The sequence below is a fragment of the Halomonas sp. IOP_6 genome, from assembly GCF_021151565.1.
In the GTDB taxonomy this organism is placed as follows: domain Bacteria; phylum Pseudomonadota; class Gammaproteobacteria; order Pseudomonadales; family Halomonadaceae; genus Vreelandella; species Vreelandella alkaliphila.
Genome location: NZ_JAIRBO010000002.1, coordinates 374027 through 392691, shown reverse-complemented (window position 1 = coordinate 392691; position 18665 = coordinate 374027). Strand labels below are relative to the sequence as shown.

The 18665-nt window shown below is 55.0% G+C and carries 14 protein-coding genes and 2 pseudogenes; 5 read left to right on the top strand and 11 right to left on the bottom strand.

Going from position 1 to position 18665, the window contains the following annotated elements; all coding sequences use genetic code 11:
- Window positions 1–27: 27 nt before the first annotated feature.
- Entirely contained in the window at window positions 28–882 is an 855-nt protein-coding gene (locus K7H08_RS05325) for a RibD family protein (RefSeq protein ID WP_331460282.1), read from the top strand.
- 90 nt (window positions 883–972) lie between these two features.
- On the opposite strand, the pseudogene K7H08_RS05320 reads toward K7H08_RS05325, so the two are convergent.
- The 4 genes and pseudogenes from K7H08_RS05320 to K7H08_RS05305 all read right to left on the bottom strand — a co-directional run.
- Window positions 973–1842 (bottom strand): annotated as a pseudogene (locus K7H08_RS05320) (lysylphosphatidylglycerol synthase transmembrane domain-containing protein); the annotation flags it as partial.
- A 4-nt stretch (window positions 1843–1846) separates the two neighbouring features.
- Window positions 1847–3811, bottom strand: coding sequence for a glycosyltransferase (locus tag K7H08_RS05315; RefSeq protein ID WP_231657391.1), 1965 nt, complete (start codon window positions 3809–3811; stop codon window positions 1847–1849).
- A complete protein-coding gene (locus tag K7H08_RS05310) occupies window positions 3808–4206 on the bottom strand; it encodes a 6-pyruvoyl trahydropterin synthase family protein (protein ID WP_231657390.1) in 399 nt (132 codons plus the stop codon). Before K7H08_RS05310 ends, K7H08_RS05315 begins: the two co-directional genes overlap by 4 nt.
- A 34-nt stretch (window positions 4207–4240) precedes the next feature.
- Window positions 4241–5230 (bottom strand): zinc-dependent alcohol dehydrogenase, encoded by a 990-nt coding sequence (locus K7H08_RS05305; RefSeq protein WP_231657389.1) that lies wholly within the window; start codon window positions 5228–5230, stop codon window positions 4241–4243.
- Window positions 5231–5457: 227 nt separating this feature from the next.
- Between K7H08_RS05305 and K7H08_RS05300 the strand changes: the two genes are divergently transcribed.
- Window positions 5458–6192, top strand: coding sequence for a CDP-alcohol phosphatidyltransferase family protein (locus K7H08_RS05300; RefSeq protein ID WP_231657388.1), 735 nt, complete (start codon window positions 5458–5460; stop codon window positions 6190–6192).
- A 167-nt stretch (window positions 6193–6359) separates the two neighbouring features.
- On the opposite strand, the gene K7H08_RS05295 is transcribed toward K7H08_RS05300, so the two are convergent.
- Together K7H08_RS05295 and K7H08_RS05290 are read right to left on the bottom strand one after the other, a co-directional pair.
- Window positions 6360–9521: an efflux RND transporter permease subunit gene (locus tag K7H08_RS05295; RefSeq protein WP_231657387.1), complete on the bottom strand. Its 3162-nt coding sequence runs from the start codon at window positions 9519–9521 to the stop codon at window positions 6360–6362.
- A 6-nt stretch (window positions 9522–9527) separates the two neighbouring features.
- Window positions 9528–10712, bottom strand: a complete 1185-nt coding sequence (locus K7H08_RS05290; protein WP_231657386.1) for an efflux RND transporter periplasmic adaptor subunit — start codon at window positions 10710–10712, stop codon at window positions 9528–9530.
- 480 nt (window positions 10713–11192) lie between these two features.
- On the opposite strand from K7H08_RS05290, the gene K7H08_RS05285 reads away from it, so the two are divergent.
- Entirely contained in the window at window positions 11193–12152 is a 960-nt protein-coding gene (locus K7H08_RS05285) for an AraC family transcriptional regulator (protein ID WP_231657385.1), read from the top strand.
- A 393-nt stretch (window positions 12153–12545) separates the two neighbouring features.
- On the top strand, window positions 12546–13112 hold the full coding sequence (locus K7H08_RS05280; RefSeq protein ID WP_231657384.1) for a manganese efflux pump MntP: 567 nt from the start codon (window positions 12546–12548) through the stop codon (window positions 13110–13112).
- Window positions 13113–13543: 431 nt separating this feature from the next.
- Here K7H08_RS05280 and K7H08_RS05275 read toward each other — a convergent pair whose 3' ends face one another.
- The 5 genes and pseudogenes from K7H08_RS05275 to K7H08_RS05255 form a co-directional block, all read right to left on the bottom strand.
- Entirely contained in the window at window positions 13544–14740 is a 1197-nt protein-coding gene (locus tag K7H08_RS05275) for a multidrug effflux MFS transporter (protein WP_231657383.1), read from the bottom strand.
- Between the two features lie 159 nt (window positions 14741–14899).
- Complete coding sequence (locus K7H08_RS05270) at window positions 14900–15328, bottom strand: SRPBCC family protein (RefSeq protein WP_231657382.1); 429 nt, start codon at window positions 15326–15328, stop codon at window positions 14900–14902.
- Entirely contained in the window at window positions 15315–15806 is a 492-nt protein-coding gene (locus tag K7H08_RS05265) for an SRPBCC family protein (RefSeq protein WP_231657381.1), read from the bottom strand. Before K7H08_RS05265 ends, K7H08_RS05270 begins: the two co-directional genes overlap by 14 nt.
- On the bottom strand, window positions 15799–16128 hold the full coding sequence (locus K7H08_RS05260; RefSeq protein ID WP_083007844.1) for an ArsR/SmtB family transcription factor: 330 nt from the start codon (window positions 16126–16128) through the stop codon (window positions 15799–15801). The genes K7H08_RS05265 and K7H08_RS05260 overlap by 8 nt, the downstream gene beginning before the upstream one ends.
- A gap of 37 nt (window positions 16129–16165) precedes the next feature.
- A pseudogene (locus tag K7H08_RS05255) lies at window positions 16166–17617 on the bottom strand (MFS transporter).
- A gap of 222 nt (window positions 17618–17839) precedes the next feature.
- On the opposite strand from K7H08_RS05255, the gene K7H08_RS05250 reads away from it, so the two are divergent.
- The gene (locus K7H08_RS05250) at window positions 17840–18634 is read left to right on the top strand and encodes a helix-turn-helix transcriptional regulator (RefSeq protein WP_146942716.1); all 795 of its coding nucleotides are present in this window, start codon (window positions 17840–17842) and stop codon (window positions 18632–18634) included.
- The last annotated feature ends 31 nt before the right edge of the window (window positions 18635–18665 follow it).

Sequence of the window (18665 nt, the reverse complement as noted above, 5' to 3'; positions counted from 1 at the left end):
TGCTTGCGTCGGGCAACATGGCCCCGCATGATGAGTTGCTGTTTTTTGAGTGGAGATACCATGCCTAGCACCAATGAAGTGACGATCGATACCGACCAAGCGTGGGCATGGTTGTTGGACACTAAGCAGGGCATCAGAAGTGACGTCACAATGACGCTTGATACCCATGGTTGGCACTCTTCTGCCCCTGTTACAAGCGCCGCACAGGAGCTGTTGACGTGTTTGCTGCCAATGGTGCGTCATTCGAGCTGGGTGGTTGCCCAACTGGGGCAAAGCCTGGATGGGCGCATCGCTACGGAAAGCGGTCACTCCCACTACATCAATGGCGTTGAAAGCTTGGTGCATCTGCACCGACTGCGGGCGCTGGCCGATGCCGTGGTGATCGGCGCGGGTACGGCGAGTGCTGATAACCCCCAACTCACGGTACGCCACGTAACTGGCAAGCACCCTACCCGAGTGGTGATTGACCCACGAGGGCGCGTACCAGCTGATTTGGCGCTGTTTACCACGCCTACCGCACCCACGCTGCACCTCACCGGGCCAGAGGCAACGGTGGCGCCAACGGCCGCCGAACACTGCGTGCTGCCGTTGGATACCAATGGTCAGTTCCGCCCCGCCGACGTTATTACCTGGCTGGCAGATCGTGGCCTTAAGCGGGTATTGGTAGAAGGCGGCGGCGTCACTGTTTCGCAGTTCATTGAAGCGAACGCGGTTGACCGCCTGCATTTGCTGGTTGCGCCACTGATTATCGGTTCCGGCAGGCCTGGGCTGCAGATGACGCCCATCGACACCCTTGAGAGTGCGTTGCGCCCGACGATGCGCTCTTTCCGGTGCGGGGACGACACACTCTTCGACGTAGTGCTGAGCGGGCGCACTGCCTGACGCAGCACTGGATGGCGGATAACTGGATGGCATAGAACGTGTTCGCGAGGCCAGCGCCACCCAAATGCCTGGCAGGCTAGAAATCAGCACTAACACACCATAAGCCAGTGATATCGCCACACCTTGCGCCGAAGGCAAGCCAACAAACATCCAAATGCCTGCGGCGGCGCCTTCCCGCAACCCCCATCCGGCAATCGAAAGGGGTACCAGCATGGCAAGCAGTAACACTGGAGCCAACGCCAAAATATCTAATGTCGCCAGTTCAATGCCGATTGCCCGAGCCGCGCAGACCATCACCAGGCCATAGCTAAGCACAATAGCAAGAGAAGAGACCAGTTGCCGTGGCCATACGTCACGCTGCAGTAGCCCGCGACGCATATCCTGCCCTAATGCAGCGCACCAAGCGGGTAGCGTTACCGCCGAACGCCGCAACCAGATCATCAGCGTCACACCGGCCACCATCACGATACCCACTACGCCCACTACTACCATCAAGCCACTGAAGCCCAGTGCCATTAGCCAGAGTGGTGACGTGAACAAGGCGACTAGTGTGTAAAGTGCAATCGCCAGTTGCCCAGAGGCACGCTCAATCACCACCGCACGCCAAGCACTGCCCTTTGAAGAAGACTGACGGGCATGGCGATGGGCACGACCTGCATCACCCAGCACGCCACCAGGCAGCAACTGGTTAACCAACAACGCTAAGTAGTACTCCCGCAGTGCATAACGGTAGCGCAGCGGCACGTCGATTAAGCCTGCCGTCAATTGCCATCGCCACGCGCTCAGCATCACTTGCAGCACACTGATAAGTAGTGCGAGGGCCATCCAGCCCGGCGCAAAACGCTGCACTTCTGCCATTACCGCGTCTGGCTCTACCCACAGGGCAACAGCGGCCAGCAGCCCTAAGCTCACTAACCCTTTTTGCACCCACGGGGTTCTCAGCCAGCGCCAGCGTCGCATGGGGTTAGCCCTCGTCCGCTGGCAGCGCCAGCAAGTCGCGGTGGCCCACCCAAATACCGATCTCGCCTTTGGCTACCTGACCTAAGCGCTCATCACGCCACCGAGCAATACGTGACGCCGCTTCTGGAGCCTGTTCGGTAGCAGCGCTCGCCCATCCTTCAATCAACGCGCACATTAAGGGGTACTGCGCTGGCTTACCCGCCGCCAATCGCCACGGCGTTTCAGCCTCGTTAACACGATAACCGTAGTCAGCCATCGCTTTAACTAGCGCGCTGTGAGCAGCGCCGCCTAATGCATCGCCTAAGCCCTTATCCCGGCTTTGGTGTGCGTTGAACAGCTCGCTGACCCAACGATCGTCAAGGTCGTTCAGAGGTTGCTGCTGGGCATTGGTAAAGTACCATTCGCCAGTAATGCTTAGAGTGATAAGAAGCGCTTGGCGATGTTTAGCACACTGTGCAGCCAAGGCATCAATCCACTCTTGAGATACTAAATCGATCAGCGCAGATGCCGTCACTACGTCGCAGTGCGTAAGTGCTGGGTGGTCAAACTGTTTAAGGGAAACACAGTGGGTTTCCACCTGCAGCGGCTCACCTTTACCCGTGTTCAATTTCCCGGTTCGCGAGTAGGCTTCATTAAGTAAGGCAGAATCATGGTCAATCAGCATCCAGCGCTGGGCATGGTGCAAGCGAGGCGCAAGAAACTGGCTATTACTTCCCCGTCCACAGCCTAAATCCGCCAGTATCACTGGCGAGGAAGCTTCTGTCAGCAGCGAAGCTTCTGCTCTCCGCTGATGTTCTGATAACCAGCTCGCTAATCCATCGACCAATGTTTGGCTGCGCGAACTGGCATCGACGCTTTCACGCAGCGATAACCAATCCGCTGCAAATTGGCTTCCCGCCGACAATGTCGAAGATTGCTGCAGCGCCTCGGCAAACGCCTTTCCTGCAGCCTGCCAGTCGCCCAAGCGGGCACGCGCAGCGGCAGCACCTGCACGTAGTTCAGTGCGTAGTGTCTCATCATGGCAGAAAGCCGCCAGCGCCCTCGACAGCGCCTGAACATCCCCCGGTGCTACGCTGATGCCAGCCCCTTTGGGTAAGGTATCTCTCAGCGCACCGCCGGTGGTGGTGATAACCGGCAAGCCATGAGCTAGCGCTTCAGTCACCACCATGCCGTAGCCTTCATACCAAGAAGGCAACACCAGTGCATGGGCATTCTGATACGCAGCTTCCAGGGTCGCTGCATCACATTCGCCGTGCAGCGTTACCCAATCACCAAGTTGATGGTTGTCGATCAGCGTTTGAACGCGATCCGTAAACGCAGCATCACGAGCACCGCCAAAGCAGTCACATCGCCAATGCCCCCTCTCAACATTCGCCAAGGCTTGAACTAAAATGTCCTGCCCTTTACGCGGGGTAAGCGTTGCCACGCATAGCAGGCGGATAGGTTCGTTGGGTTGCGCCGCGGGGCTGACCGGGGCACGTTCAACCCCAGGTTCCACCACGCTGATAGAGGCACTAAATGGCAGCGCGTACTGTTCCGCCAGTGCTGTTACACGGCGTTCAGTAAAGCGACTGGTCACAATCACTCTATTCACATGCGCCAGCCCGAGCAGTTCGCAACGGTGAAAACGCTGCTGATCCATCTCACTCAAGCCCTGCTCATCACCTAACGGATGATGCAGTAACGCAGTGATATCAAGGCGCTCAGCATGGTCAGCTACCACATCGGGCAATGCCCCCATGGCTAGGCCGTCAATAATCACTCGCGAACGATCCTGTAATGCAGAAAGCGCACTGGCTAGCGCTTGAGCCGCCTCATCATCGGCATCAGGAAAACGCCCTGCCAACCCCACCACATTGATAGCCAGCCCACGCTTGCGCAGCGCAGCGACAATATGGGCGTCGTAAATATACCCGCCGGTACGCTGGTCTGGATCGCCAGCCACTATCAAGGTCAATGGCTGACTCATAGCGCTCCTTCATAACTTGCCCACGCCACATGAGATTCATGCAGTTTGATCTCCATATGCGTCAGCCCCTGAGCGGTGGTCCCCATTTTTCCTGCATTGATGGCAGCCACCAGCTGGTCAAAAATCACCTTGGCCATAAATTCCGTGGTGGTGTTTTTACCGCTAAACTCGCCCACCTCATCAAGGTTGCGATAGTTGTAATCCGCCAGCACCTCTTTAACCGTCTCACTAGCCAAACCGATATCAATCACTAGACCATCCTGGTCAAGTTCAGGGCGCTGAAACACCACGTCTACTACATAGGTGGCGCCGTGGGTGCGTTGGGCAGGGCCGAATATTTCCCCATTAAAACTGTGGGCAATCATAAAATGGTCACGAACGCATAAACGGTACATAGACACTCCTGTCGTGTTAAATAAGCCACATCGCCTAAGCGGGCAATGGATAACGAATTCGATGGCAAAGCGCTGTGCTACCTGGCCCAAACAGAGTAGGTGCCAGCGTTGGAAAATCGGCAAAATCGCTCTCACCGCTGATCAGTGCATCTAACCGCTGGTCGGTGAGTAAGCGTAAAGCGAGCGCTAAACGGCGGCGATAATTCCAGCGTGGCTGCAACTTGGCAGGCAATTGCCCAACCTGGCTGGCACGAAGCGTTAAACGCTGGGAGTGAAAAGCGCCACCGAGAGGCAGCGACACATCGCCTTCGCCAAACCAGCTCATTTCAATCACGCGGCCTTCGTTGCCCAACAAGCCCATAGCCAGCCTCAGGCCATCCGGCTGACCACTAGCATGGATCACGCAATCTTGGTCGGTGGGTGCCTGTTCCGGCGTACAGAAAGGAATGCCTAAATGCGTTGCCAGGTTTTCTCTCTGAGGATTAATGTCGATCAGGCGTACTTCTACACCTGGAATTTGCGCACACAGATACGCCACCAGTACACCGACGACGCCAGCGCCCACCACACACACACGCTCGCCAAGCATAGGGTTGGCATCCCACACGCCGTTAATGGCAGTTTCCATATTGGCGGTTAGCACGGCACGGTAAGCGGGCACATCGTCGGGGAGCGCTAAAACAGCGTCGACAGGCACGACGTAGTAGTCCTGGTGCGGAAAAAGGCAAAAAACGGTTTTATTAAATAAATGATCTGGCCCCTGCTCCACATAACCAATGTTGCAGTAGCCATATTTCACAGGAGTAGGAAACTCCCCTGCTTGAAAGGGGGCGCGCATGCGCGAATATTCACTTTTCGGCACTCGCGCGTTAAATACGAGCGATTCAGTGCCGCGGCTAACACCGCTGTATAGGGCACGAATCAGGACCTCATTTTCAGCGGGTGACGCTAGTGGCTCCTGCTTGAGCTCACCATGCGTAGGGTGGGTCACCCAAAAAGCCGTAGCGGTATCAGGCGGCAACATGACATTTCCTTATGGTTTAAGCGCTTCATCCCTCCATACAGCGTAGTCTAGAAAGCGAAGCGGCTGCTTAAGCCCTGGCTGCTTAACCCCTGTAAGCGCGAAGATGATTTGAAACAACTATATTCACATCATGGACAACCTTACCTTCTTATACAAGAATGGTACATAAGAAATAGTTTGCACACTTTAATTCAACCGCGGGCCGGTCAGCCGCTTTGCGAGTAAGCATGCCCTCTTTCTCCAACACCTCCAGCATCTCTTTACCTAAGCGGTTTTACACCTTGGCGGAGATAGCCCTGGCCAGCCTATTACTCGCAGGCTTAGGATCGATGCTGCCGGGATTAGTCGCCAGCGCTGCAAACTGGTGGTTGGCAGCTGGCTTCTACGTCGTGATGGGCGCACTGGTGGTAAGTTTTTGGCCCCATGGCCCGCTCGGTTGGGCAAACCGGGTAACGCTTGGGCGTGGCGTACTCGTCGCCATCGTGGCAGGGGCACTGGCAGCGAATGCCTTTACTGACGCAATTTGGCTATGGTTAGCGGTGGCCGTCATTGCACTATTACTGGACGGTGTGGATGGATGGATTGCTAGACGCACAAAGACTCATACCCCGTTCGGTGCGCGCTTTGATATGGAACTGGATGCAGTATTAATCCTGATACTCTGCATCGGATTATTGCAGAGCGAACATCTAGGCGCTTGGGTACTACTCATTGGCGGCATGCGTTATTTGTTCATCGCCGCCAGCTGGCCTTTTCCGTGGTTAAAAGCACCGCTCTTTGACAGCTTCCGCCGTAAAGCAGTGTGCGTGTGGCAGGTCGTTGCATTGCTGCTGGCGTTAACGCCACTCACCTCTCCTCTTGCTGCCAGCCTGCTCGCACTGAGTGCGTTAGTCACACTCAGCTACTCATTTGGCTTCGATGTGTGGTGGCTATACCGGAAACACAAAAATGACGCCCACTAACAAAGCGAAGATCACAGCATCATCTCGGCAAGCGTGTTCAACACGCCACTTTGGCCGAACCAAAGTGGCGTGTTGGATTACTCTACTGCACTAAACCCTCTTGGCCAGAATGGCTATGAGTAGTTCAGGTGGGCCCTCCTTCTAGCGCCCCTTCTTGGCTGGCATCATTATTCAGCGGCCAGAGTCGCGCTGTGATGACTGACAAGCGGGCGAGAGCCAGAGAGTTTACGCAGCGCCACATAGAATACCGGCGTGAGGAAAAGCCCAAACAGGGTGACCCCAACCATGCCGGCAAACACCGCCGTACCCAGCGCAGCCCGCACCTCGGCGCCCGCCCCGGTAGCAATGACCAACGGTAGCACGGCGGCAGTGAACGTGATTGAGGTCATAATAATGGGGCGCAGTCGCAGTCGGCAGGCTTCTAGGGCCGCGTCCACCACACTTTTGCCCTGCAGTTCCAGCTCGCGGGCGAACTCCACAATCAGAATAGCGTTCTTACACGCCAAGCCAATTAGCACCACCAATCCTACCTGTACGAAAATATTGTTGTCGCCATCACCAAACCAGACACCGATGAGCGCCGAGAGCATGCACATGGGGACAATCAGGATCACCGCTAAGGGCAACGTCCAGCTTTCGTAGAGAGCCGCCAGCACCAAAAACACCAGCAGAATCGACAGTGGAAAGACCACCAGCGCAGCGTTCCCCTGGGTGGACTGCTGGTAACTTAGGTCGGTCCATTCGAACGCCATGCCCGGCGGCAGCACCTCCATTGCCAAGGCGTTGATCGCATCCATTGCCTCGGCAGAGGAGAGCAACCTAGGGTCAGCCTCCCCGGCTAAGTCCGCCGCCGGGTAGCCGTTGTAGCGCAACACCGGGTCTGGCCCGAAGGTTTGTGTGATATTTACCATAGTGCCAATAGGCACCATTTCGCCCTGGTCATTGCGGGTACGCAGGCGGGCAATGTCTTCCTCGCTGGTCCGGTAAGGAGCATCCGCCTGGGCAATTACCTGCCAAGTTCGGCCAAAGCGATTGAAGTCATTCACATAGGTCGAACCCAGATAGATCTGCAGAGTGTCGAATAGCTCGGTTAATGCCACTCCCTGGGCTTTAGCCCTCAGCCGATCGACCTCTGCATCTAACTGCGGCACATTCGATTGGTAGCTGCTAATCGGGAACCCCATCCCTGGCGTTTGGGAGATAGCGCCCTGGAACTGATTAACCGCTCCCTTCAGCGCTCCGTAACCCAGGTTGCCGCGATCTTCGATGAACATCTGGTAGCCCGACCCATTGCCAAGCCCCAGAATTGGGGGCGGCATAAACGCAAACGCAAAGCCCTCTTTTAGGCCACCTATACCCTGATTAATCCTGGCGTTTATCTCTGCGGCGGTGAGGCTACGCTCGCCAAAGGGGCTAAGGGTGAGAAACACTACCCCTGTGTTGGAAGTGTTAGTGAACTGCAGCGCGTTAAGGCCAGGAAAGGCAATGGCGTGCTCAACACCGTCGGTCTCCATGGCAATACCTACCACCTCTTGGAGCATCTGATCGGTTCTCTCCAGGGATGCCCCCTCTGGCAAAATAACGCCGGCAATCAGGTACAGCTTGTCCTGCACCGGAATAAAGCCGGGTGGCACCACCTTGAACATCAATCCCGTTCCGGTGAGTAATAGAGCGTAAACCATGAATACCGCCCCCCTCCGTTTTAAGGAGCGCGCCACGCCGCCCTGATACTTTTCTGCGCTGGCGTTGAAGAAGCGATTGAAGGGCCGAAAAATCCAGCCGAATAGCCAATCGATTAGCCGGGTGAGTCGATCCTTAGGCGCGTCATGGGGTTTAAGCAGCATCGCCGCCAAAGCGGGCGACAGGGTTAAAGAGTTAATCGTGGAGATAACAGTAGAGATGGCAATCGTTACCGCAAACTGGCGGTAAAACTGCCCGGTCACCCCGGAAAGAAAGGCCATCGGTATAAACACCGCACACAGCACCAAGCCAATAGCAACGATCGGGCCTGAGACCTCTTTCATCGCCTGATGAGCTGCGGCCTGGGGATTAAGCCCTTCACCGATGTTGCGCTCGACGTTCTCCACCACCACGATGGCGTCGTCGACGACGATGCCGATGGCCAACACCAGCCCGAATAGGGTCAGCGTGTTGATGGAGTACCCCAACAGATAGAGCGCCCCGAAGGTGCCGATCACCGATACTGGCACCGCCAACAGCGGAATGATGGAGGCGCGCCAGGTTTGCAGAAACAGAGTAACGACCAGTACCACCAGCAGCACAGCTTCCAGCAGGGTTTTGACGACTGCCTTGATCGAATCGCTAACAAAGATAGTGGTGTCGTAGACCGCCTCATACTCAACACCGGTAGGGAACTGCGTGGCCAACTCATCCATGGCGGCCACCACCTGTTCGCGGATAGCCAGCGCATTGGCACCCGGGGCCTGGAAAATACCAATGGCGACCGCGTCATTGCCATCAAGCTGCGAACGCAGAGTATAGTCCCCAGCGCCCATCTCCAGTCGAGCCACATCCGATAGCCTTAGAATGTCGCCACTGTCACCGCGCTTCAGCACGATGTTGCCAAACTCCTCCGCCGTCTCCAAGCGCCCACGGGCGTTGATCAAGGTTAGAAAATCACTCTCTCCGATGGGCTCAGCGCCCAGCTGCCCGGCGGATACCTGGACATTTTGCTCGCGCATGGCAGCCACTACATCACTGGCGGTGAGACCACGCGCCGCCACCCGCTCAGGATCGAGCCAGGCACGCATGGCGTAGTCACCACCACCAAATATCTGGGCGTCCCCTACCCCTTCGAGCCGGGCCAGGCGATCTCTGACATGCAGCCGCACGTAGTTGCGCAGATAGAGAGTGTCGTATTCGCCCCCGGGCGAAGTAAGGTGAACAACCATCAGGAAAGTGGGCGACTGCTTCTGGGTGGTCACGCCCTGGCGGCGCACGGCTTCCGGCAAGCGCGCCTCGGCTTGACTTACCCGGTTCTGCACCCTGACGGCGGCCTCCTCCGCATCAGTACCAGGGCGGAAGGTGACGGTCATCTGCAGTACGCCATCAGAGCCTGCGACGGACTTGAAGTACATCAAGTCCTCGACACCGTTGATGGCTTCCTCCAAAGGCGTCGCCACGGTTTCGGCGATCTCCTTCGGGTTGGCACCCGGATAGACCGTCCGCACCACCACCGAGGGTGGTACCACATCCGGGTACTCGCTGATCGGCAGGTTGGGGATGGAGATCAGTCCGATCGCCAGGATGATAATCGACAGCACCGCCGCAAAGATCGGTCGGTCGACAAAGAAACGGGAGAAATTCATAGCGGTTTACTCTTCCCTGGCAGCAAGGGTGGCGGATGGGGCATCGACAGTCGATGCGGCAACGGCGCTTTGCGGGCTCACTTCCATTCCAGGGAAGAACACTTTTTGCACACCGTTGACGATGATTCGATCACCGGAGCTGAGTCCCTCGGTGATCACCATCTGCTCCCCCATCTGACGACCGGTCGCTACTTGGCGACGCTCTGCCCGATTGTCACCATCAACGACATAGACATAGCGACGATCTTGGTCGGTCAAAATTGCCTTACGTTCCACCAGCAGCGCCTGTTCCAAACTAGCTATCGGCATTTCAACCCGGGCAAACTCTCCCGGCCGGATACGGCCATCAGGGTTGGCCAACCGAGCTCGGAACTGCAGTGTTCCCGTGCTGGGATTTAAACGGTTATCAATAAAGTCCAGCGTGCCACTGTATTGACGCTGTGGGTCGCCGCCCAACTCAATCTTCAGGCTGCTTTCTTCATCAGTTAGCAGGGCTTGGCTGGCAAAAGCGGCCTGTTCATCCGCTTCGAAGTAGACATGAATCGGGTCGATGGTAACGAGAGTCGTCAGCAGGCTTTGGTCAGCATTAGCCAAATTGCCTCGGGTCACCATTGCCCGACCGGCACGACCACTGACCGGCGCTGTAATGCGGGTGTACTCAAGGTTAAGCTCGGCGGTCTGCAACGCTGCCTCAGCGGCATCGACCATGGCACGAGAAGTACTCAGGGCCGATTGACGCTGGTCGTGTACCTCCTGTGAAATCGCCTGACGCCCCAGCAAGACCCGAGCACGCTCAGCTTCACTGCCCGCTTGAGCCTGCTGGCTCCTGGCCTGGGCTAGATCCGCCTGGGCGGCACTAACACGGGCTTGGTATGGGCGCGGATCAATCAGGAACAGTAGATCCCCCTGCTCCACAAGCTCTCCCTCCTCGAACGCCACCTCCTGGATATAGCCGCTGACGCGGGGTCTTAGTTCCACCGTTTCCGCCGCTTCTACTCGCCCGGTGAAGGTTTCACTCAACACTACCGATTGGGAAACCATACTCACCACCTCTACCTCTGGCGGCGGTGGTGGCAAAGCTGCTGCCTCCTCGCTCTTGGCCTCGCATCCAGTCAGCAAGACCATTACCAGTAGCAACGGGATGATTCCCCGGCTACTCGTTGAACGAGCACTTTGATCTAAACTTCCCATGATTACTTGCTCCAGTGACTATCGGAAACCGATATCAGCGTTGGTTATATAACTGCGTACCGCATTGGTGGTTAGCGTTTAACTAGTCGGTTGGGTAGCGTCAGATTCGACATCCACTTTGCAACCTCAAGTTAAGTTGAGGTCAATAGGTCAACGGTCGATTTTTTATCAAGGAGGCTGACAGGGGGTTGCTAGCTCCTAATCAGAAGCTCTCTACGGTAGGGTCTTTAAGGGCAATGGAGGTATCGGGTTCCTGCGGTAAGATTGCCTATTTCTGTCGTGAGGAGTGACAGGCTTCACTTGGCGAGGTATTTGGATCATCGCGCTGTTTCGATTTTTTAGCATAATGACCGTTTTCTGACACGCGGCACGGATTGCCGGTTTCTACCCAGTGCTTGCCCGATCCTGCAAAAACAACTGAAAAAGCCTTCTATGCTCGCGGCAAAGACATATACTGCAGGCTGTTAGGGAGGAGAGCCATTGACCGATACCGTGCCTGAGCAGACCACCTATTTCAGTGACGGCCTGCCGCAGCAATTAAGCAAGCTCATCCGTCGTTGGACGCCCTTGGAGGAGCTTCAGAATACGGCGATTCCCGAGGTGCAACTGATACGTACTGACGCCCCCACCACCTTTCACTGCGCCGTATACGAGCCGTGCCTGTGCTTTGTCATTCAGGGCAGCAAGACGGTACTACTGGGTGACAAGGAGATCGTCTACACCGGGCCTAGCTACATTGGGAGCGCCGTTCACCTACCGGTGGTAGGCAGGATTGACCATGCCACTCCGGAAACCCCCTATCTAGCGGTTAAAGTCTCGGTAGACCCACAGGAGGTAGCAGGGCTGATACTGGAACTGGGTGATAAAGCACCACCCGCGGGAAATGATACTATCTGCCCCGAGACAGACTGCGGATTAAAATCGGCTCCCATGGACACACCTATGCTGGGTGCGCTCTATCGGCTGTTAAGCCTGCTCGACACACCGGACGATATTCAGATACTTTCGCCCCTAGCTAGGCGCGAGCTGATCTACCGGGCACTCATGGGTGCAATGGGGCCTCACATGCGCCGATTTGCCGCCTCTGACTCCCAAGCCAACCGGATTGCCAAGGTCATCTGCGCTCTTAAAGAACGCTACACGCAACCGTTCAAGATCAGCGAGCTGGCCGCCGCCGCCAACATGAGCGAATCGACGCTTTACCATAGCTTCCGACAAGTCACACGCATGTCGCCGCTGCAATACCAGAAGAAACTACGCCTGCACGAAGCCCGACGGCTGATGCTGGCAGAAGGGCTGGAAGCGGCCACGGCCAGCTACCGGGTGGGTTATGAAAGCCCTTCCCACTTCAGCCGCGAATATAGCCGCATGTTTGGCGCACCACCACGTGCTGATGTTACCCAACTACGCGGCATCGCTGCTGCCTCGCAGCCAGCTTAATTCTGAGTGTATTGTCGCTATGATGAGCCGATACTGGCAATACCACTCTGATTACTGCGCGTTCTTACTCAATATCCATTACTTATGAAACTAAGCTAACAAACTCACTACTCTTTTTAACATCCACTTTTAGCCTCACACTATTTAAAAACCTTGAATCAACTATTATAAAATATATAAAAGCTAAGAAAATAAGCTAATATAAACACTGTTAGCCAAGGCTATACTAGTTCACAACTACAAACTTTATTTTTAACTACGCTGCTTGTTTGCTTAATAAAATATGGTAGGATTCATCGCAACTGAATACCCGACCTTGTTACTCAGGCATACCTCTCTAGGTGATGCCCAAGGCATTTATACGCGGTAATTTTTGGCGAGAGTTCACACTCCATGACACCGACCACCATGTTGTTTCTAGCCGTTTCCATGTCGGCCGATGCGTTTGCCGCCTCGATAAGTAAAGGTGCCGAGTTAAAAAAACCCAGATTCCGACATGCCATTGGTATTGGTCTCGTCTTCGGCATTATTGAAACGTTAACCCCCTTGCTAGGCTGGATAGCGGGCAAGGCATCTCAACAGTACGTTGAAGCCTGGGACCACTGGATTGCCTTTACCCTACTAGCACTGATCGGCCTGCATATGATGCATGCTGGGATCACAAAGGAAGACAAAATAGAGCATCGCAAACAGACGCTCTGGTTATTGGTGTTGACCGCCACTGCTACCAGCATTGATGCCATGGCTGTGGGCGCCAGCCTCGCCTTCATCGATGCCAATATCATCGCCACCAGCCTAGCTATCGGCCTCGCTACTACGGTAATGGCCTCTATCGGCACTTTTCTGGGCAATAAGCTTGGCCATTTTGTCGGTCACTGGGCCGAACTTATCGGCGGTATTGTGCTAATCGGAATTGGCTTAGCAGTATTGGCCGAGCACACAGCTTTTTTTAATCCTTAACCAGCCAATTATAACCTTGCCCTCCTTTTAAACTTGGAATTCTTTCTTAAGCGATTGAGCTTTGACACATGAAGCCACCATAAAAAGCGTAAGAAGAAGCCAGTTATTTAACTAAAGACTAAAGCTTCGTTAGCAGGTCAGCCAAATGGCGTAATTTATCTGGATTACGCACAACGTATAGTGCCTGAATACGACTATCCACGACTTCCAGTGTCATGATCTGGGTTAGCCCTTCGTATTCGATCGTTAACCACCCAGGAAGCCCATTAACAATTACAGGGCTTACCCTGCAAGGGCTGGATGACGTCAACTTGTGGGCCAAGCCTGCAAACCGCGCCAATATTGCAGGTCTTGTTGCTTGGATAGCGAGGCCTGAGAGCAGATCGGTAACAGCACTCGTGCGCGGTTCAATGTGACATCTTTCAAAAGTCCTAGACCACGGCCTCTTGTGGCGTACCGCGCAAGGTCAACAGCGACAAGCCCGCGGCCACCAACGCGCACAGTGCGATGGCTGCGGTCAGCATCAGTGGGGTGCCGTCGAACACCACACTGACCACAGCGATGGCGACCGCGCCCAGCATCATTTGCAAGGTGCCGCCCAGAGCCGCCGCTGTACCGGCAATGGGGCCGTGTTCCTCCAGTGACAACACCATGGATGTGGGAATCACCAGACCAAGAAACGCAAAGGTTGTAATCAGCATTCCCACCAGCAGCGGGAAACTGGTGTATCCCAGCGCCATCAGCGTAAACATCAGACACGCCGACACGGCGTAACCGGCCACCGCCCATTTCACCACCGTGATGGAGCCGAAACGGACACCGAGATTGGAGGCAATCTGGCTGGTGGTAAAGAACCCTAGGGCGTTCAGTGCGAACGCAAGGCTGAACTGGAATGCTGTAAGGCCGTAGTAGCCAGTATAGAGAAATGAGGCGGTGGCCAGAAAGGCAAAGAAACTGGCCATGCCCATACCACCAATCAACGTCAGGCCCATATATCCCGAGTCCCGGAACAATACGCCGAAAGCGTTCATCATGGCGTTGAAGCGAAAAGGTGCGCGGTCGGCCGGGGCCAACGTTTCCTTCAAAGCGAAGCCGGTCAGAAACAGGCCCAACACCGTGGCAATGGCGACCGCGACAAAGACAGCACGCCAGCCGAAGGGCACGATGATCGAGGTGCCCATCAGGGGTGCCAGCATGGGTGAAACGGCAATCACCAGCATGATGGTGGACATCATGCGAGTCGCCTCGGTGCCGGTGTAGCGGTCACGGATCACCGCGCGCGGAATAGACATGACCGCAGCCGCCCCCATACCTTGCAAAAAGCGCAAAGCAATCAGCCATTCGATGGTGGGCGCGAATGCACAACCAATCGAGGCGACACCGAAGATACCAAGGCCAAAGTAAAGCGGTGGCTTGCGGCCAAACACATCGGAGGCCGGTCCGTAAAAAAGCTGGCAGATACCAAACGCAATGAAGAACGACATCAACGTCCACTGCGCGGCCGACACCGACGCCCCCAGGTCTTCACTGATGGTCGGCATAGCGGGCAGGTACATATCAATGGCAAAAGGGCCGATCCAGCTCAGCAGGCCGAGCACCAGTGCCATTTTGATCATATCGGCTTTCACTGAATATTCCTTTATCAATAAGTGTGTTCATCCGAAAGCCGAAATGGCTTCGTCCTATGCCAAGCAGTCGTGTGGGGAAGGTAAATATCGACAACAATTTGCAAAATATTATTCTAAAGGCTGATCGTGATTGCTTGTCACAATTGAACAGCGGCTCTACTAAAACGTCCGGGTCTGGTAATGAATACCGGCCCCTTCTTCACAGTATTGCTTAAGGCTCAGCAGGAATATCGCCCAGTTATAGTTGCAGAAACGGTAGAACTCGGTCACTTCACGCCAATCGGTATGTTTGAGAGTGACAGCCGTTTTGCCTCCTCGTTGTTCTAGCTCGAAACTGACGCTGGTCCCAATCCACTCCGGGTCTGAATCGATACATTGCCAAGTCATCTTAGCATTGGGCACCAGCTCCACGATCGTCATCCATGTCGGGTGCTCATCCCCAAATCGGAATTCATTGACCGCATCAAGTTGGGCAGTGAATGTTAAATCCTGGGTCCACACCTCGGCCAGGCCACGAGCCGTGGTCAACACTTCGTAAACACGTGAAAGAGGGGCATTGACGTATTGAATATGTTCAATGTGTACCATCAGTATCACTCCTTAGCAGAGGGCTGCTGCCTTCCAGCAAGCTTTTTAGGCTGGAAAGAATGACTGGCCAGCCGACGCTAATGCCTTGTAGTACTTTGCTGTTCTCCTCGAATTGATCGTGAATCAGCGTTAGGCGTACTTGGCCCATATACTCGCTAATTTCAAACGTCACCCGAGACGGTTTCTCAGGTCTCGTCAGATCAACTTTTTCGCCCTCGTATCCTGGCATCTCGTCATCGTTTTCAGGAATGAAGGTATAGGACAAACGGTGCGGCGGGTCTGACTCCAGCACCTCGCCGCGCCAATCCAGTGATCCATCGGCCTTGACGAGTTTAACCGTTGCTCCCGCCGTCCACGCCGACGTAATCTGCCGCCCACCCCAGTATTGGCGGGCAAACTCCCCTTCCGTCAACGCTTTCCACAGTTGCTCGGGCGTCGTGTTAATGTAAATAACGTAGGCAAAATCGGGCTTACTCATTGTGATGGTCCTCAAGCTTCTGTTTGAGACTGTCCACCGCCGCAATCCGCTGGTGAGTGAACTTACTGACCCAGCGTTGGTGGATCTGCTGAATTGGCTCGGCATTGAGGTAATGCAGCTTTTCTCTCCCCCGCCACGCCGTAACCACCAGCCCCGCTTCTTCCAGCAGCGCCAAGTGTCTGGTAACGCCCTGTCGACTCATGGAGAGTCGTTCGCACAGTTCATTGAGTGCCTGCCCATTATTTTCAAACAGGCTATCCAGCAGCTGGCGCCGCGAGGGATCAGCGAGCGCTTTGAAAACAAGATTGAGATTAGTTGTCATAACGACATTATGCAACCAAATAGTTGCATGTCAAAATTTAGTGCTCACCCTCACCAACTGCCTGTACATGCCGAAGGCTAGCAGCCGACAACAACGCCAGCGCCAAAATAGTGATGCCACTGACGATGGCCACAGCATTCATTCCTTGCGTAAACGCTGACTGTGCTTGCTCAAGTATCCCGTCGGGAAGTCGTTCAGCAACGGACGTTGCGGACCACAAGCTTTCTCCAAGGGCACGGGAGACATCGTCTGGCACCTCATCAGGAATCGCACTGGCAATCTGCACGCGATACAACAGGGTTGCCAGGCTGCCGAGAAGTGCGATGCCCAGTGCCACACCCAACTCCTGAACCATCTCAGACATCGACGACGCGGACCCGGCTTTTTCCGCAGGAGCCGCGCCTACCACCAAGTCGGTGCCCAGCGCAGCGATGGTGCCCAACCCCAGATACACTAATGAAAATCCCAAAACGACCTGGAGTACCTGAACAGACAGCGGGTCTACTTGAGCCAGAAAACCACAGCCGATGCTTGCAAGCATCAGCGCGACAGCAATAACAAACGCAGGCCGAATACGGCGCGCCAAGATAGGAGCAAGGATACCGGCAAGTACCATCATCAGCGCTGGCGGCCCCATCCACAGCCCAGCAATCAGCGGCGTGTAGCCCGCCACTAGCTGAAGATATTGAGTGACTAGAAGCATCATCCCTGCCACTCCTACCAACCCTAGCAACATTATGACCAGCGCAGCAGTGAAGGTTTTACTGGCAAACAGTTTGAGATCAAGCAAAGGATCGAAAAGCTGCTTTTGTCGACGAACAAAGAGCAATGTTCCTACGATCCCTAGCGCAAGTGTCATCACTACCAGTGGCGTCACACCTGCTTTAGAGAACGCCTTTATGGCATAGATACTGGGCAGAATTGCTATCAACAGCAGTAGAACACTCAAAATATCCAGACGACCTGCCTGCGGATTGCGATACTCCGGCAGCAGTAATGGCGCAGTTAATAACAGTACGATGACGATGGGCACGGCAATTAGGAAAGCCGCTCCCCACCAAAAGGGGGCTAACAGCAACCCACCAACCACCGGCCCCAAGGCCATCCCCAGTGCAAACATGGTGGCCCATATCCCAATCGCCAATGCGCGCTGGCGCAGATCAAAAAACATATTGCTAATCAAGGCCAGCGTAGAAGGCATCAACGTTGCTCCGGCAACACCCAGCGCTGCCCGCGCCACAATAAGCCACTAGGCATTAGGCGCATAAGCGGCAAACACTGACGCGACCGCAAACGCAAAGGCCCCGATCATTAGTAGTCGACGTCGGCCAACCCGATCCCCTAGCGTGCCCATCGTGATAAGAAAACCAGCGATCATGAAGCCGTAGGCATCCATAATCCACAGCGCCTGAGTACTGCTAGGCTGTAGATCTACCGCTAAGGCAGGAAGCGCAAGGTAGAGAATAGTGACATCGAGCCCAAGCAGCATGGTGGGCAGGGCCAATACCGCAAGCCCCGCCCACTCTTTAATGCCAGCTTTGTTGCAGGGGCTTCCGCCTGTATCCGTATAACCTGTGTCCGTATTACCAGGGGTGTGAACATCACAGCTGAATGACATGTCGCCTCCGACTTCATCAAGGAAGCAGGCATTCTCAGACACTCAATATGGGGTTACAATATAGCTAATTATCCTATTACTAGAGGTAATAGTATGGCCAATCATCGGCTTGAGCGAACACAGAGTGATCTCACTGAATTCATGCTGCGGCATCGTCAAAAATTAACGCCTGCTGACGTCGGGCTTCCCACTAGCGGGCGAAGGCGTACCCCGGGCTTAAGACGAGAAGAGGTTGCTGCGCTCGCTGGGGTAGGCCTGACGTGGTACACCTGGTTTGAGCAGGGCCGTGACATTAAGGTCTCCGAACGTTTTCTGCTCAACCTCTCCCGTGCCCTAAAACTGGATGACGCCGAGTGCTGTCACCTATTTCTATTAGCGCACCGCCGAGCACCGCCTGCAGAAGCGTATCAAGAGCAGAGCACTTCCCCCCGAATTCAGTCGCTAATGGATGACCTCTCTCGCCCAAGTTACGTGATGAACCTGCGTTGGGATGCTATTGGCTGGAATGCGCAGGCTGATGAACTACTACAGTTCAGCAGCCGAGAAGCGTCTGAGCGCAATCTATTAAGGATGGTATTTACCGCTCCCGACCTGCGTCGACGACTCCCTGACTGGCAACAGGATGCGTCGAATATGCTGGCACAGTTTCGTTGTGACTTAGCTGTCGCCCCTGAAGACCCAGTCATGCAAACGCAAATTGAAGAGCTTTGCCAGTTATCGCCAGACTTCCGGCACTGGTGGGAAGCGTCAAGCATGGAAGGTTACAACCGAGGAATCAGCAGCCTCCTTGATACAGAGGGCGAGCATCATACCTATACCCATGAGACGCTCATAGTTGATGAGCACCGTCATCTCAAGATGGTTGTTTACTTCGCAGCAGAAGAGTGAACAGACAAACCCTCTTATGGAGGAAGCTGAT